This is a genomic window from Rhizobium sp. Leaf384 (genome assembly GCF_001424065.1).
In the GTDB taxonomy this organism is placed as follows: Bacteria; Pseudomonadota; Alphaproteobacteria; order Rhizobiales; family Rhizobiaceae; genus Ferranicluibacter.
The window spans coordinates 26,230-40,964 of sequence record NZ_LMQE01000011.1; the positions used below are offsets into that span (position 1 = coordinate 26,230).

The 14,735-nt window shown below is 62.5% G+C and carries 12 protein-coding genes and 1 pseudogene; 2 read left to right on the forward strand and 11 right to left on the reverse strand.

The window, feature by feature from the left end:
• Window positions 1–6 precede the first annotated feature (6 nt).
• Both ASG25_RS21505 and ASG25_RS21510 read right to left on the reverse strand, forming a co-directional pair.
• Entirely contained in the window at window positions 7–1,518 is a 1,512-nt protein-coding gene (locus ASG25_RS21505; protein ID WP_062479363.1) for a DNA polymerase Y family protein, read from the reverse strand.
• The gene (locus ASG25_RS21510; RefSeq protein ID WP_062479366.1) at window positions 1,439–2,191 is read right to left on the reverse strand and encodes an ImuA family protein; all 753 of its coding nucleotides are present in this window, start codon (window positions 2,189–2,191) and stop codon (window positions 1,439–1,441) included. Before ASG25_RS21510 ends, ASG25_RS21505 begins: the two co-directional genes overlap by 80 nt.
• Before the next feature lie 330 nt (window positions 2,192–2,521).
• On the opposite strand from ASG25_RS21510, the gene ASG25_RS21515 reads away from it, so the two are divergent.
• Both ASG25_RS21515 and ASG25_RS22425 read left to right on the forward strand, forming a co-directional pair.
• Window positions 2,522–3,253, forward strand: a complete 732-nt coding sequence (locus ASG25_RS21515) for an SOS response-associated peptidase (protein WP_062479369.1) — start codon at window positions 2,522–2,524, stop codon at window positions 3,251–3,253.
• Between the two features lie 199 nt (window positions 3,254–3,452).
• On the forward strand, window positions 3,453–3,827 hold the full coding sequence (locus ASG25_RS22425) for a GFA family protein (protein ID WP_082480499.1): 375 nt from the start codon (window positions 3,453–3,455) through the stop codon (window positions 3,825–3,827).
• A gap of 825 nt (window positions 3,828–4,652) precedes the next feature.
• Here ASG25_RS22425 and dhaL (ASG25_RS21520) read toward each other — a convergent pair.
• The 9 genes and pseudogenes from dhaL (ASG25_RS21520) to ASG25_RS23560 all read right to left on the reverse strand — a co-directional run.
• Entirely contained in the window at window positions 4,653–5,303 is a 651-nt protein-coding gene (gene dhaL / locus ASG25_RS21520) for a dihydroxyacetone kinase subunit DhaL (RefSeq protein WP_062479372.1), read from the reverse strand.
• Between the two features lie 10 nt (window positions 5,304–5,313).
• Window positions 5,314–6,306: a dihydroxyacetone kinase subunit DhaK gene (locus ASG25_RS21525; RefSeq protein ID WP_062479374.1), complete on the reverse strand. Its 993-nt coding sequence runs from the start codon at window positions 6,304–6,306 to the stop codon at window positions 5,314–5,316.
• Between the two features lie 88 nt (window positions 6,307–6,394).
• Window positions 6,395–7,429: an ABC transporter permease gene (locus tag ASG25_RS21530; protein ID WP_062479377.1), complete on the reverse strand. Its 1,035-nt coding sequence runs from the start codon at window positions 7,427–7,429 to the stop codon at window positions 6,395–6,397.
• A 1-nt stretch (window position 7,430) separates the two neighbouring features.
• Window positions 7,431–9,020, reverse strand: coding sequence for a sugar ABC transporter ATP-binding protein (locus ASG25_RS21535; protein WP_062479379.1), 1,590 nt, complete (start codon window positions 9,018–9,020; stop codon window positions 7,431–7,433).
• A gap of 77 nt (window positions 9,021–9,097) precedes the next feature.
• Complete coding sequence (locus ASG25_RS21540; RefSeq protein ID WP_062479383.1) at window positions 9,098–10,099, reverse strand: autoinducer 2 ABC transporter substrate-binding protein; 1,002 nt, start codon at window positions 10,097–10,099, stop codon at window positions 9,098–9,100.
• Between the two features lie 78 nt (window positions 10,100–10,177).
• A complete protein-coding gene (locus ASG25_RS21545) occupies window positions 10,178–11,164 on the reverse strand; it encodes an ABC transporter permease (RefSeq protein ID WP_062479385.1) in 987 nt (328 codons plus the stop codon).
• 330 nt (window positions 11,165–11,494) lie between these two features.
• Window positions 11,495–12,139 carry a dihydroxyacetone kinase subunit DhaL gene (gene dhaL, locus ASG25_RS21550; RefSeq protein ID WP_062479388.1) on the reverse strand — a complete coding sequence of 215 codons (645 nt, stop codon included), beginning with the start codon at window positions 12,137–12,139 and terminating at the stop codon, window positions 11,495–11,497.
• A 36-nt stretch (window positions 12,140–12,175) separates the two neighbouring features.
• The gene (locus ASG25_RS22430; RefSeq protein WP_244479481.1) at window positions 12,176–14,200 is read right to left on the reverse strand and encodes a bifunctional sugar-binding transcriptional regulator/dihydroxyacetone kinase subunit DhaK; all 2,025 of its coding nucleotides are present in this window, start codon (window positions 14,198–14,200) and stop codon (window positions 12,176–12,178) included.
• A gap of 261 nt (window positions 14,201–14,461) precedes the next feature.
• Window positions 14,462–14,599: pseudogene (locus ASG25_RS23560) on the reverse strand (ISNCY family transposase); the annotation flags it as partial.
• Between the last annotated feature and the right edge of the window lie 136 nt (window positions 14,600–14,735).

A 14,735-nucleotide genomic window follows, 5' to 3' on the forward strand; every position in this document is an offset into this window, starting at 1 on the left:
CCCACCTCACGCGAAGATCCCGTGGAGGAACCAGCGATGCGAGCCGGTGACCAGGTTCTCGCCGTCGCCGCTGCGGAACACCCAGAAGCGTTCGCCGGCCTCGTCCTCCAGGGTGAAGTAGTCGCGCACCGCCGCACTCTCGCTGTCGCGCTTCCACCACTCGCCAAAGACACGTTCCGGCCCATCCGCCCGTTTGACCTTCCGCCTCTTGCCCCGCCAGGTAAACGACACGGGCGGCTGGTCGGGCAGGAGCGCGATGACGTCGATCGGGTCAGGGTGGGCCAGAAGGCGGGTCGGGCGCGGCCAGTGCAGCATCCAGGTTTCCAGCACATCGGCGGCCGCCGCCGCGATCCGGCGCACGCTGCGTTCCGGAACGTCGCTTGCAACAGCGGCATAGCGATAGACCCTGTGGCCGCGATTTCCGAAGATGTCGATCAGCGGCGTGATGTCGCGGTCGGTGTCATCGACGAGGGTTGATACGCCCTGCATCTCCTCCAGCGGCTCCGCCATGACGGCCGCCAGCGACAACTTCTCGATACCGAAGCCCGGCTCGATCTTCTCGGTGCGGTCGCGGAAAAGTTTTGTGAGCCAGGCGATGTCGCGCGCAGGCTTTGCGGTGCCGGCCCGGATCGCCTGACGCGTGCCATCGACTTTCTCGACCAGGAGATCGGCGCGCCGGATGCCGAGGCCCCTCTCCTGCAGCTTCTCCACGAGTTCCACGACCAGACGACCGACATATTTGTCGATGGTCTCGGCGGCTCCGATGGGTTCGGCAAAGGAGCGCGAGACGACGATGAGGTCGGGGTCACGCACAGGATCGATCGGTTCGGACACCCGGCCGAACATCTGGTCGAGCCGGCGACCGATCTCCGGGCCGAAGCGAAGCGCCAGCGGTGCACGCGGTGTAGCCGAGAGCTCGCCGATCGTGCGGAAGCCCAGCGTGCGCAGATCGGACACGGTCTTCTCAGGCAGCCGCAGCCGCGAGATCGGCAGCCGCTCGACGGCCTTTACTGTCTGGCCCGCAGGCACGATCACCGTCTCACGCGAGATGGTGCGGGCACAGGCGTGGGCTGCCCCCCATGTGTCAGCGATGGCGACGCGTGCGGTGAGGCCCCTGGGGCGGAAGCGGTTGGCGATGCCGGAGATCATCATCGCCTCCCCGCCCTGGAGATGATCGGCACCTTCCGTGTCCATGACGATGCCATCCGCGCCATCCACGGCAACGACGGGCGAGTAGATCTTCAACGCCCAGAGCGACAGACGCTCGAGCGCCGTTGCATCGGCAACCGGATCGGCATCCACCATCATCAGCCCGGAGAACAAAGCCTGTGCCTTCGCCGCCGCCATGCCGACCCGCACGCCGGCGGTCACGGCTGCCGCATCCGCCGATGATACCCAGCGTTTGGCACCGCTTCGCGCGATCACCACCACCGGCTGCTCAGGCGGAATATCCGGATCGTCGCGACGGATGCGATCGGTCGGCAGCGTCGGCAGATAGATGGATACGACCCTGGGCATCACAGGCTCCGACAGTGAATTCCGCGCATTCTCCCGACTTGACCCGCATCAGCTCCAGGAACCATTGCGGTCGGCCGACACCTGGAACCGGCAGCGCCACCGACGGCAGCACGCTGACCCGCCACCTTGTGGTGGATGCCGTCGGCTGGCCGAAGTCGTTGGCCTCCGTCTGCCGTCGCCATCGCCGCACGACCAGACCGAGCGTACCGGACTTCTCGGCGGCAAGCTGAAGCCGACGCGAGGCCGTCATCGGCAGGCGCACGAGTTCGCCGACCACCGCGCCCAGACCGCCATGTGACAGGCCTTCTTCCATGGAAGCGAGCACCTCCTCCTCCCGATCGACCTCGACGAACACCACACGATTGGCATCAAGGCCGACCTGGGCGAGTGCCGGAAAGAACAGGTCCGGCCGTGTGAGGCACCAGACGACCTTTCCTTTTGTGCGTGCAGCAATCCCGGCGGCAAACAGGGCTGCTGCCGCGCCGTCGACCGTGCCGGATCCGCCGCCCGCGATCTCGTGCAGGGCGCCACGGGCAAGACCGCCGCCCGGCAGCACGGTGTCGATCGCCAGCACCCCGAACGGCAGCCAGCCCGCTTGTCGCGGAACGCTGCGCTCCAACGTTGCGATCCGGTCGCGTAGCTCGGTGAGAACCTGTGCGCGGGCAGCCGTCATTTATCACGCACTCCTATCGGTTCTGCGGGTTACAGGCGCGGCATCATGCCGCCGATCATGTTGATGTTCATGACTTGTTCTTTTCGGGATAGGAGTCAAGTCCGCCGCGAATAGGAAAATAGTCGAGCTAGAAGCACGGTTGAGGATTCGGCTTTCGATTCAGAACGGTAAGCAGAAAAGCACTTCCCGGATCATCAACAGGAAATGCAGCGGCCTGTGGAGGACGCGTCGTCGCAGCCTTCCACAGCGGTGGTTGCTCGCAAAATCGCGTCCGCATGCTAGGATCGTCCGCCCGGCCTCTCGACCGGCCACTCCCATGGAAAGCGACAGATGTGTAACCTCTACAACATCACCACGAACCAGGAAGCGATCCGCGCCTTTGCCAATGCTGCCCGTGACATCATCGGCAACATGGAGCCGTCGCTCGACGTCTATCCCGACCGGATGGCGCCGATCGTGCGCAATGCGTCTGACGGGGTGCGCGAGCTTGCCTCCGTGCGCTGGGGCATGCCGAGTTCAAGCCAGGCGCTGTACGAGGCTGCAACCAAGCGGGCCGACAAGCTGCGCACCAACGGCAAGGATGTGGACTTCGACGCGCTGCTCAAGCACGAGCCGGATGGCGGCACGACGAATGTGCGCAACACCGCAAGTCGACACTGGACGCGCTGGTTGGGGGTCGAGAACCGATGCGTCGTGCCGCTGACTCGCTTCGCCGAGCCGAACCCGGCCGGGAAAGTCGAAGGCGGTCGTACGCCCAATGCCTGGTTTGCGGGTTATGCAACTGAGCCGCTCATGTTCTTTGCTGGGATCTGGGTCAAGGACTGGACGAGCGTGCGCAAGGTGAAGGAGGGCCTGATCACCGCGGACTACTACGCCTTCCTCACCTGCCCGCCGAACAGGGTCGTCGGGCCGATTCACCCTAAGGCGATGCCGGTGATCCTGACGACACCCGACGAGGTCGAGGCGTGGCTGACGCTGCCCTGGGCCGAGGCGAAGGCGCTGCAGCGTCCATTGCCGGAGGAAAGACTGGTTCTCCTGAACGGAGCAGTCGCGGGCGGGTAACGTCCTTGCGTTACCGATGCTAAATAATGGTGCTGCGGCGTATCTATTGCGTTCGTTTGTCAACGCGAACTCGAGCAACGTGCTCTAGAAAACGGATTACGAGTTAAGCGTACATCTGACCCATCTTGGTAAGCGTGTCCGGGAACCACGAGCACCTGCCTGGGTTCAGTTTTATCGAGCTAACTTATGGGAGTCAGAGATGGTCGTTCGAAACGGTTCATGCCTGTGCGGCAATGTTGTATTCAGCGTAGAAGGCGAGCCAACACGTATCGGCATCTGCCATTGTACTGACTGTCGCCAGGAGAGCGGATCTGCTTTTACATACTTTGGGGTTTGGCCCGCTTCTGCTTTTAAAACCGCAAGCGAAACGAGTGAATATTCAGGGCGCAGGTTTTGCCCATCATGTGGTTCGAGAGTGTTCGCCCTGGATGAGGAAGAGGCGGAGATTAAGCTCGGCAGCATCAACGATGCCCCAACTGCTCTGAATCCAAGTTACGAATTGTGGGTCAAACGGCGCGAGGCGTGGCTTCTTCCAATCAAATATGCAGAGCAATTTGAAGAAGACCGAACCTGATCGGAGATCGAGGAAATTTCGAACGCTACGAAGGCTGCACCTTCGAGAAGGCTTCTTTAGAGTAGCCGGGAGGAGCAAAGCAAGGTCGACGACTGGAATGCCCTGCGAGCTTAGGTTTGACGACCAGAGCAAGGGCCAGTCAGCCAATACCGTGTCTTGGCTGACGATGATCAAACAACAAACGAGGTGGAGCAAGGATGGCACCACCCACCTCCGTCCGTCCATCACCGAACTAGATTGCCGGCCATTGCTGTGCTGAAAACTGCAGATCGCCGACCCGTTCGGCCAGCGATGTCACAATGGCCGCCCGTACTTCTCGCGGAAGTGCAGGAGTCGCGTTGCCGTGCCCGACTGTTTACCCCCAGCGACAAGATTCGCCAGTTGAGAATGTAGACGTCCGGGCCGAAATGCATGAAAGGACGACGCCTCGGTCAACGTGCTTGGTCCGGCGCGATGCAGCACTAGATGTCGCCATAGCGTGATTGCGTGGCCGTCCGGTGGACAGTCGCACGTGAAGGCATCTCATGGCTGACGGGGGAGATTGGGCGCTGCATTCGATTTTGTTTTTCGGCAGGTCGCTCACGTGCCGTCGCGTTCGCCGTCACGTGGTTCTAGCCGTCAAGGTCCCGCCCTTAGGATTCGCAACATACCGCGTCTGCGTTCGCGGAGAATTGTCAAGCGATGCTGCCCCAGTCTCCCGGCGTGACTCGACACCGACAGCCAGTTTGAGAGATCAGACTGCTTTCCGTACCCTTTTGGGTGGTGCAACGGCCACCACGCCAGGTCGATCACATTCCTTGGGCAAGGCGCGCGGGGCTGAGGCCTTCAGCCGGTAGCCTTGAGATGTCCGCTTGCACCAACGGAAAGTTCCTTCAGAATGATGGCGCAAGAGGTCGCGCCCGCGTCGAGAACACCGAGCGAGCGGTCGCCAAGGCGGCTGGCGCGACCGATCTTGGCCACGAGGTTGATCGTCGAGTCGCGTCCGGCTTCGGCTGCAGCGACCAGAAGGCCGAGTGCGTCGGAGAAGGATTTACCCTGCGCCAGCGCTGCATCGAAGGCATCGATGGCTGGAACCAATGTATCGAGAAGCGTCTTGTCACCGACCTTTGCCGAGCCGATCGCCTGGATACCGGCAAGCCCCGCATGCAGCATCTTACTATAGCGCGCCGCATCGATTGTCTCGGCGCCCTCCAGCACCTCCGCAAACTCGGTGAACATCACGCCATAGAGCGGTCCCATTGACCCGCCGATCTCGGACATCAGCAAGGTTCCGAGCGTGTCCATCGACTGTGCGAGGGAGACGTTGGCGTCGCGTAGCCGATCGGCCGCCATGCCGAAACCCTTGGCCATGTTGACGCCATGATCGCCATCGCCGATCTTGCCGTCGATCTCGCTCAGATAGGCGCGGTTCTCGATGATCCGCTCGGCCATCGCGAGCACGATAGCGCCGGAGGCGGCATTGTCGAATGTCTGCATGTTCATCTCCTTAGAGAACCATGGTGCAACGCGTCTCGACATCGAGCAGCGTCTTGAGGTCGTCGTCGAGCGCCATGACAGTTAGCGTCGCGCCGACCATTTCCAGCGAGGTGAAGTAGTTGCCGATCCAGGTCTTGGCAATTTTCAGCCCGCGGGCCGCAATCTCGCTCTCGATCGTGTCGTGCAGGATGTAGAGTTCATTGAGCGGTGTGGCGCCGAGGCCGGAGACAAGTACGGCGACTTCGGTGCCTTCGGGCAGGTTGTGGTCGTCGAGGACGATCTTGACCATGTCCTTTGCGACCGCATCCGCCGTCTTCAGCGGCTCGACACGGACCCCGGGTTCGCCATGATGGCCGATGCCGACCTCCATGGTCCCGGCCTCGATCTGGAAATTGGGGTGGCCGACGGCCGGCAGTGTGCAGGGGCCAAGGCCGACGCCGATCGAGCGGCAGTTGTCGATCGCCTTCTGCGCCGTAGCCCTCACCTCTTCCAGGCTGGCGCCAGTTGCAGCCTTCGCGCCGCCGACTTTCCACATGAAGATCTCGCCGGCGACGCCTCGTCGCTTCTCGCGCTCTTCGGGTGGGGCCGAGCAGACATCGTCGTTTGCGACGACAGTAAGCACGTCGATCCCGTCCTTGGCGGCCAGCTTCGTCGCCATTTTCACGTTCATGTTGTCGCCGGCGTAATTGCCGTAGAGGACAACGACGCCTTTCCCCGCATGCGATGCCTTGATCGCGTCGTAGAAACTCTTCGCCGTCGGCGACGAGAACAGCTCGCCGACCGCGACCGCGTCCAGCATGTTTTTCCCGGCATAGCCGATAAAGGCGGGCTCATGGCCCGAACCGCCGCCGGTCACGACGCCGACCTTGCCCGCAATCGGTGTGTCTCTCGCAATGATGACCCGCGGATTGTCGCCCAAGCGGACGATATCGGCATGCGCCTTGACGAAGCCCTTGACCGTGTCTTCGACCACCAGGTCCGGATCGTTGATGAAACGCTGCATGATAACTCCTTCAGAAAACAGGTATCGGGACCTTGGCACGCGAACGATGGCCGGGCCTCGCTCCCTCGCCGTGTTCCCGTGATGCCGCTCAGCCGCGCGGCTTGATGGAAAACAAGGCGCCGGCACCGACGATGAAGAGACCGAGGATGGCCAATTGCGACGTGCTGGGAATGCCGACGAGAATGAGGACGTTGCTGACAAGCGTGATGAGCACGACGCCGAGCATGGTGCCGAGCACCGTTCCAGAGCCACCGGTGATCCGCGCGCCACCTAGGATGACGGCCGCGATCACCTCCAGTTCCGAGCCGGCGAGATCGAACGGATTGGCCAGCCGGTTGCTGGAGACGTGCATGATGCCGGCAATGCCGGCAAGTAGCCCGGCATAGGCAAAGACGAAGATGTGGACCCGGCGCAGGCTGTAGCCGAGGCGTTCGGCGATGCCGGCATTGCCGCCGACAGCGTAGATCGCCCGGCCCATCAGCGTGCGGTTGAGCATGAACCAAGTGACGATGATGGCGAGAGCGAGAACGAGAACATAGACCGGCATCGTGGAGACGGCGCCGTTAGCGCCCGTATGCTGGAACAGCGCCCATTTGCCGAAAGCATCCATGGCGTTCGGAATGTTCATGAACAGCGCGGTGCCGATGAAGGTCAGAAGAAAGCCGCGAATGACATACTGCGTGCCGATCGTAACGATCAGGGACGGTGCTTTCAGCGTGCTGACGAGCAGCCCGTTCATGGCGCCGAGCAGGGCACCCCCGAGCGCTGCGACGAGCAGGATGACGAGGATCGGCAGGTCCGGCACATAGTTTGTTACCAGCATGGTCATGACGTACATGACAAAGGCGGCGATGGCGGTAAAGGACACGTCGAGACCGCCCGACGCCAGCACGACGAGGACGCCGAGTGCAAACAGGCCGCGCACCACGGTCGAGCGAGCCATGTCGAACAGGTTGGACATCTGCCAGAAGTCCGGATTGATGGTGCCGACGACAAGGCAGACAAGGGCGATCAGGGCTGCGGTAACGACAGGCGGGTGGCGCACGAGCCAGCGCGCGAAGCGATTGATCCCACTCTCGGTCGGCATCGAGTTTGCAGCCTGATCAGCGGCGATATCGGTCATCTCAAGCAACTCCACGGCGTTGGTCGGCGACAGGGGAAACGGCTGTCATGGCGCGGTAGAGGACGTCTTCCTCCAGACCTTCGGCGGCAAACACCTGGTCGATGCGCCCCTTGCGCATGACCATGATCCGGTCGCAGTTCTGCAGCAACTCGGGCAGGTCGTCGCTGATGACGATGACGCTCATGCCCTCGTTGGCGAGCTTCTGGATGATGCGGAAGATCGTATCCTTCGAGCCGACATCGACACCGACCGTTGGCCCGTGCAGCACGAGGAGCCGGGGCGAGATGGTCAGCCAGCGGCCGATGAGGACGCGCTGGGCATTGCCGCCCGAGAGTGAGGTGATCGGCAGGTTGATGTCGGGGGTGGCCACCTGCAAATCGTCGACAGTCTTCTGCGCAAGCGCACTGGCGCGGCGGCCGTCGAGCAGCCCGAAGGGCCCGCGTAAACGGTCGAGAACCGCCATGATGATGTTTTCGCGAATCGACTTCTCCAGAAAGAGTCCTTCGGAAAGGCGATCCTCCGGAACGTAACCGATGCCCGCCTGAATGGCCTTGGCCGGAGAGGTAAGCGCGACCGGCGTGCCGTCGAGGCTCACATGGCCGCGTCGGGCCGGGCCGATACCGACCAGCGCTAGCGCCAGCTCGTTTCGCCCGGAATCGAGCAGGCCGGTGATGCCGAACACCTCGCCACGGGCGACCTCGAACGACACATCTTCAAAGCCGCGGGCGCTCAAGCCGTCGACCGCGAGGCGCCGTTCGCCGGTATGGGGCGTCTCGCGATAGCGCTTGTCGTCCAGCTGCCGGCCGGTCATCCAGAAGCCGAGCTGTGCCTTCGATTGTTCGGCGACGTCGCATTCGGTGATCTTCTGCCCGTCGCGCAGGATGATGGCCGTTCCGCCGATGGCCTTGCACTCGTCGAGCTTGTGGGTCACGAACAGTACCGAGACGCCATTGTCGTGCAGACCGCGCACGACGCGCACGAGATTGTCCACCTCACGCCGTGTCAGGGCGGTCGTCGGCTCGTCCATGATGACAAGCCCCGCATCCGAGGCGATCGCGCGGGCGATCGCGACCAGCTGTCGCGTGGCGATCGGCAGCTCTTCGACCGGGGTTGCAAGGAAGTAAGCGTCCGTCGGCAGGCCTGCGGCGCTGAGCGCCTTCACAGCCGTTCTGTGCAACGCCTTGCGATCAAGCCGGCGTGCAAGGCGACCCTTGGCTGCGACCAGCTGACCAGACAGGGCCACGTTTTCCGCCACGCTCAGGTTGGGCAGCAGCGAGAGGTCCTGGTAGACGGTTTCGATTCCCGCCGAGAGCGCACCGATCGGATCGAGGCTTTCCACCCGCTGGCCTTCAATGATGAGTTCGCCGCCATCCGCCTGCTGCGCGCCGGAGATGATCTTGATCAGCGTGCTCTTGCCGCAGCCGTTCTCACCCATCAGGTGATAGGTGCGGCCGCGTTCGATGACGAAGCTGACGCCTTTGAGCGCTTGGACCCCGCCGAAGCGTTTGTGCAGGTTACGGACCTCCAGGAAGGGGCTCGCGCTTGCCGCGGCCGGGCTCTGTCGGCCTTTGATGGTGACGCTGTCTGGCATGGACTGATTCCGTTGATGCTGCGTGCCGGCGGTCTCCCGCCGGCACGTCGTTGACGATGTCAAAAGGTCAGGCAGCCTCAGAACGGGTATTTGGTGTAGTTCGACTTGTCGACGTCGACCCAGGCTTCGCCGGTCACGATGATACCCTTGCCGGGTCCCTTCTTGACCGTGACCTTGTTGTAGCCGGGAACGCCGAGGTCCATGCCGTCGGTGATCTCCTTGCCCTGGAGCAGCAGGTCGGAGATCTTGTTCATGACGTAGCCGGCATCCTTCGGATCCCAGAAGGAAATGCTCTGCACCGCGCCAGATTCGAGATATTTCGAGGTATCCTTCGGCAGGCCGAGGCCGACGACGCAGACCTTGCCGACGAGTCCGGCTTCCTCGACCGCGCGGCCGATGCCGATCACATCGATGGCCGAGCCGCCCTGGAAGCCTTTGATATCCGGGTATTTTCGCAGAATCTCGCGAGCCTTCTCATAGGCCTTGTTGGCATCGTTGAAGGATTCGTTCTTTTCCGAGACCAGCTGCATGTCCGGATGCTTCTTGGCGTTTTCGGCACCGCCATCGGCCCACTGAACATGTGTGAGGCTGCCGAGCGAGCCGACGAACGATGTCCACTTGCCGGAATTGTTCATGCACTGGGCGAGACGCTCATTAAAGCGGGCGCCAAAAACCTCGTTGTCGAAGGCTTCGATGTCGACCTCGGTGTTCTTCAGGCTGTCGCCTTCATGCGTGATGATCTTGATGCCGCGACCCATCGCGCGCTTGAAGACGCCCTCGAGCGCCGAGGGGTCCATCGGCACGACCGCGATGGCGCTGACGTTCTTGGCAACAAGGTCCTCGATCAGGCGGAGCTGCTGGGCAGAGTCTGCCTTGGCCGGCCCGACCTGGCTCGTCTTGACGCCGGCATTGTCCTTGCCATAGGCGACGACGCCCTGCTCCATGCGGGTAAACCAGTTCTCCCCGGTCACCTTGACGACGGTGACGATCGAAGGTGTGTCCTGCGCGACCACGGCGCCACCTGCGCAGAGTGCGCCAAGGGCAACGGTGCAGGCTGCGATCTTCCTGGAAAATGACATAAGCGTTTCCTCATTTTTTGGTTGTTGCCCCGATGAAGGTGCTGGCCGCGAGGGCGTGCCGCCAGCATTGCCACGGCCTCAGCTTCGGGAAGGAAGGAAGGCCCGCAGGTCGATCCGCGAGATGGCGAGGAAGAGCAAAAGCAGAAGCCCCCAGGCGCAATCGCGGAAGAAGTTGGAAATATCCATGAAGTTGAAGAGGCTCGACAGCATCTGCAGCGCCGTCGCCGAGAGAACGACGCACAAGACCCGGCCATAACCGCCCTCCGGGCGAACCCCGGCCATGACGACGATGAGGATGGCGATCAGCACGTAGGACGTCCCGTAGTCCCACTTCACGCTCGAGGTGCGGGCCGCGATGATGATGCCGGCAATGGAGGCGAGCAGGCCGCAGGCCGTGTAGGTGAGAAACAGCATGCGACGGTGCGGAATGCCGGCATAGCGCGCGGCCTTCGGGTTGCTGCCCATAAGGTAGAGCTTGAGACCGAACGGAGTGTAGCGCAGGACGACGCCCAGCACGACCGCAATGGCGATGAACAGCGCGAAACACAGCGAGACCCCGAGCACCGGCGTGTTGCCGAAGTCGTCCAGCGGCTCGATGTAGCCGAGGCTCACGGCGGAGCCGTTGGTGATAAGCACGGCAATCCCCGTAAAGAACAGCTGCGTTCCGAGCGTTGCGATGATCGGCGTCAGTCCTGCGAAGGCGATAAGGACCCCGTTGATCATCCCGCCGAGGATGCCGACCACCAGCGCAACGCCGGCGAAGAGCCAGACGAAGGTTAGAGGCTGATCATCAGGCGAAACCCAGTCGCGGATGAGGACATAGGCGACGATACCGGACAGGTTGGCGAGCGCGATGCCCGACAAGTCGATGCCGCCTCGGCCTGCGATCATGGCCAGCATGACACCCAGGGCCAAAAGCGCTAGCTCGGGAACCTGCGCTGACATGGACTGAAAATTATAAAGGCTGAGGAAGGTTTCGCCCGCAAACACGACGGCGACGGCGATCACCAGCACATTCGCCAGAACGAGAAAGTTCAGCTGGCGGTCCGAAAACCTGTCACCCATGAGGGCTCCTCCCATCAGTCACGTTACGTCCGCGGCGGCGCGTAAACGCTGCCGTCAACCGGCAATGGGTCAAGACGGCGTCGATGGCGACGCACGATCCTCCTCAGACCCACAACCCAAAGCTAAGTCAGTTTTTGACATCTGTCGAGCACAAAGTGAATTTTGTACATTCTGGTTTCTCAAGCGCGTTTCGAGCTGAAACCAGCCGTATTTAAGACCGAGCGACAGCATGCGTGGTTGGAATTCAAAGTGACGCCGCGCGCAAAGGCCGGCCGGGCGCGCCGGTGCGGCGCACGGTCCTTACCCGTTCAGAGCAGACGAGCCTTCGACTCAGGCCGCGGTGAAGGTCTCGCGCATGGCTTCGAGAATGATGACGGCAGACGCGGCGCCGGGATCGAGATGACCCAGCGAGCGCTCGCCAAGCCGCAAGGCCCGGCCGCGGGCAGCGATCATCGAACGCGTGGCGTCCGCCCCGGCCGTGGCTGCGGCCAAAATATCGCTCCACATGTCGCCGGCCTGCGCACCGCGCGCTTGCGCGCGTGCGGCTGCTTCCGCCGCAGGAATCCAGGCATCCAGCATGGTCTTTTCGCCGCGGTCTCCCTTGCCTCGGCGCATGATCCCGCTGGCCATCGCCGTCACCAGTTCCGCCTGCGCTGTCGTATCGAGATCGCGGTGTCCGGAGACGGCCTGCGCTGCATCGCTAAGGGCCGTGGCATAGAGCGGACCCGTGGACGCGCCGACCGCATCAAGAAACGTCGTGGCAGCCATGCGGAACACGTCCGATGGAAAGAGTGCCTGTAGATCGGCGGCCGACAGGGCTTTGGTGACAGCGGCAAACCCCCGCGCCATGGTGATGCCGTGGTCCGCATCGCCGATAGCCCCGTCCAGTTCGGACAGACGCCCCTTTTCGGCAGACACGGCCAGGGAAATTCGCTGGAACATGTCAACGACCTGTTGCGTGCCGCGTGTCGTCATCTTGTGTCCTCTCAGACGTCTTCCGTCTTGATCGTCTCAAACCACATGCAGGGCGACGCCGTCGCAGGCGTGGTGCAGAAGGTCCGTCAACTGCGCATCCAGATGCAGGATCGAGATGGATGCGCCCACCATGTCCAGCGAGGTGCAGTAGTGCCCGATCCAGTTCGCCTCGATCCCGATCCCGCGCGCCGACAGACGCTGCTCGACCCGCCGGAACAGGATGTAGAGTTCCATCAGCGGCGTACCGCCAAAGGAGTTGACGAGAACCGCCACCCGATCGCCGGGTTCCGGCCGCATCTCCCGAAAGATCTGATCGATAATGCGATCAACGATCTCGTCGGCCGGTGCGATGCTCTCCCGTGTGACGCCGCGTTCGCCGTGGATGCCCACGCCGATCTCCATGTCGTCGGGTCCGATCTCAAAATTGTGCCGACGCGTCTGGGGCATGGCGCTTGGTTCCAGCGCGATGCCCATGGTGAAGGTGCGCTCATTGGCACGACGCGTCACCGCCTCACAGGCCGCAAGGCTCAGCCCGCGATCACAGGCTGCACCGGCGATCTTAAAGACGAAGACGTTGCCGGCGACGCCTCGGCGCCCCTCTCGGTCCTCCAGGGACGAAGAGGCGATGTCGTCGGTCGTCAGCACCGTACACACCTCGATGCCTTCCATCTGTGCCATTTCCGCGGCCATCTCGAAGTTCATGACGTCGCCGGCGTAATTGCCGTAGACGTACAGAACCCCCTCACCACCCGACGCAGCGCGGGTGCATTCGAGGATGGGCCCGGGTGGCGGCGATGAAAAGACATTGCCGATGGCAACGGCGTCGACGAGCCCTTTGCCGACATAGCCGAAAAAACAGGGCTCGTGCCCGGCTCCGCCACCGATGACGAGGCCAACCTTGCCTGTGCGCGGCCCATCCTTGGCGACGAGCGCACGATTGGACGACCCGATCGGCACGATGTGGGACGCGTGTGCGGCCAGCAGACCCTCGAGCATTTCCTCGACAACTTCGTCGGCATCGTTGAGGAACTTCTTCACCTGGCTTCTCAGAGGTATCGGCGCCGGTGCGACATCCTGCGAGCGCTGTCGTACCAGTGGCTTGGCGCTTGCGGGGGGAACGCCATCGGCGCTGAGTATAGCCGAAGCCGTCGCTGCGTCGGTGACGAGCACGCTGATGTAGCCTCCGCGCAAACCGGCCAGAATGGCCGGGACCTTGTCGAAGCCGCCGGCGACGGCAATGCGCATCGAAACTGCCTTCAGGGCATCGAGTGAAATGCCGATTGTCCGCTCGTCGAGGGGACCTTCGATCGGTAGGCCCTGTCCGTCCAGAAAGCGCCCGGCGACGACCCCTACGGCGTTCTTCGACAGGTAATCCTGTATCGACACCGACTCGAAGAAACCACTGGAATGGATGGTCGAATGCGGACGGAGCGATGAGATTCCGAACAAAGCCTTATTCGCCCTGGAAAGAGCCTTGAACTGATCCTCGACCAGCGGCTCCTGCAGGATGATCTCCCGCGCTTCGCGGCTCCGCACCAGCGCGGGCGCGGTCAAGTTGACGAGACGGGCACCCGTAGCGTCCGCGAGGGCCGCCGCGCAGAGTTCCGGCGTGTAAGCAAAATCTGCCCGGGTTCCACCGGTTGCCTGCACGATGGTCACGTCCTGAAGCGGGGAAACCGCGACGTGATCTGCCACTGCCAGCACCGTCCGCCCCCAGGCGACGGCCAGCGTATCGCCGGATTTCAGAAGCTTCGACAGCGCTTGTCCTCCGGCCGCACCCAGCCGGTCGATCAGCGAGCGCGCGCCGTCGTCGCTTGGCACGACCAGACAGTCATCCAGACCGAAATGATGCTTGACATGCTGCGCCAGCGCCAGGGAACTCAGCCGTTTTGGCTCTAGCGAAATGTTGACGATGCCACGGCTGCGAGCATCCGCGAGGTAACTGTTTACCGTCGCCCGCGAGATCCCCATAATGTCCGCAACTTCGCCTTGTGTGCGGCCATCCTCGTAGTAGAGCCAGCACGCCCAGACGTAAGGATCGTCGCCGAACCGTAGTGGCATGCTGCCCGAAATTTCGGAGATGGGAGCCTTGTTGCCAGGCACCCTTTTAGTAGGAAGGATCTTGTTTACCATTCAGCCCCGCCCGTTCTACAAGCTAAGTGATCGTGGCCAAGCCCCAGCTCTGCTGTCGTTGGGTGGCATCAAGTGAAGCTTTGTCAACCTCTTTCATATCATTCGGCGGCACAAAGCTGCTGGGGCGTTCATTCTCCGCTCGATATCACGTAATGCTTCCCCATGGACTTCCCGTTGCAGCCGTGGCTAAGGAAATATGCGGCAAGGCTTGCGCGACAGCCAAAGACCAGCCTGCGACATACAGCGACGCACCATCTCCCGCAAAACCCGCACGCCGTGGTGCTCGAAGAGCGTCTCGGCCGCCAAGGTTGGGACGAAGTCCGCATAGCGTTTGCTACCGCGCGCGTCACGGTTACGTGCCCGTTGAGCATTGTCGAGAAAGAAGCTCGCCACCCCGGCGCCGACAATTGTCTCCTTCAGTGGAAGTGCCGGGCGCGACGTCCGTATCGTTCCCGAGGTCAAA

Bases quoted from the DNA above. Each gene is read 5' to 3' on its own strand.
- ASG25_RS21505 (WP_062479363.1), bottom strand. From the start codon at position 1,518: ATGCCCAGGGTCGTATCCATCTATCTGCCGACGCTGCCGACCGATCGC.
- ASG25_RS21545 (WP_062479385.1), bottom strand. From the start codon at position 11,164: ATGGGTGACAGGTTTTCGGACCGCCAGCTGAACTTTCTCGTTCTGGCG.
- ASG25_RS21515 (WP_062479369.1), top strand. From the start codon at position 2,522: ATGTGTAACCTCTACAACATCACCACGAACCAGGAAGCGATCCGCGCC.
- ASG25_RS22430 (WP_244479481.1), bottom strand. From the start codon at position 14,200: ATGCCACTACGGTTCGGCGACGATCCTTACGTCTGGGCGTGCTGGCTC.
- dhaL (WP_062479388.1), bottom strand. From the start codon at position 12,139: ATGACGACACGCGGCACGCAACAGGTCGTTGACATGTTCCAGCGAATT.
- dhaL (WP_062479372.1), bottom strand. From the start codon at position 5,303: ATGCAGACATTCGACAATGCCGCCTCCGGCGCTATCGTGCTCGCGATG.
- ASG25_RS21525 (WP_062479374.1), bottom strand. From the start codon at position 6,306: ATGCAGCGTTTCATCAACGATCCGGACCTGGTGGTCGAAGACACGGTC.
- ASG25_RS21510 (WP_062479366.1), bottom strand. From the start codon at position 2,191: ATGACGGCTGCCCGCGCACAGGTTCTCACCGAGCTACGCGACCGGATC.
- ASG25_RS21530 (WP_062479377.1), bottom strand. From the start codon at position 7,429: ATGACCGATATCGCCGCTGATCAGGCTGCAAACTCGATGCCGACCGAG.
- ASG25_RS21540 (WP_062479383.1), bottom strand. From the start codon at position 10,099: ATGTCATTTTCCAGGAAGATCGCAGCCTGCACCGTTGCCCTTGGCGCA.
- ASG25_RS22425 (WP_082480499.1), top strand. From the start codon at position 3,453: ATGGTCGTTCGAAACGGTTCATGCCTGTGCGGCAATGTTGTATTCAGC.
- ASG25_RS21535 (WP_062479379.1), bottom strand. From the start codon at position 9,020: ATGCCAGACAGCGTCACCATCAAAGGCCGACAGAGCCCGGCCGCGGCA.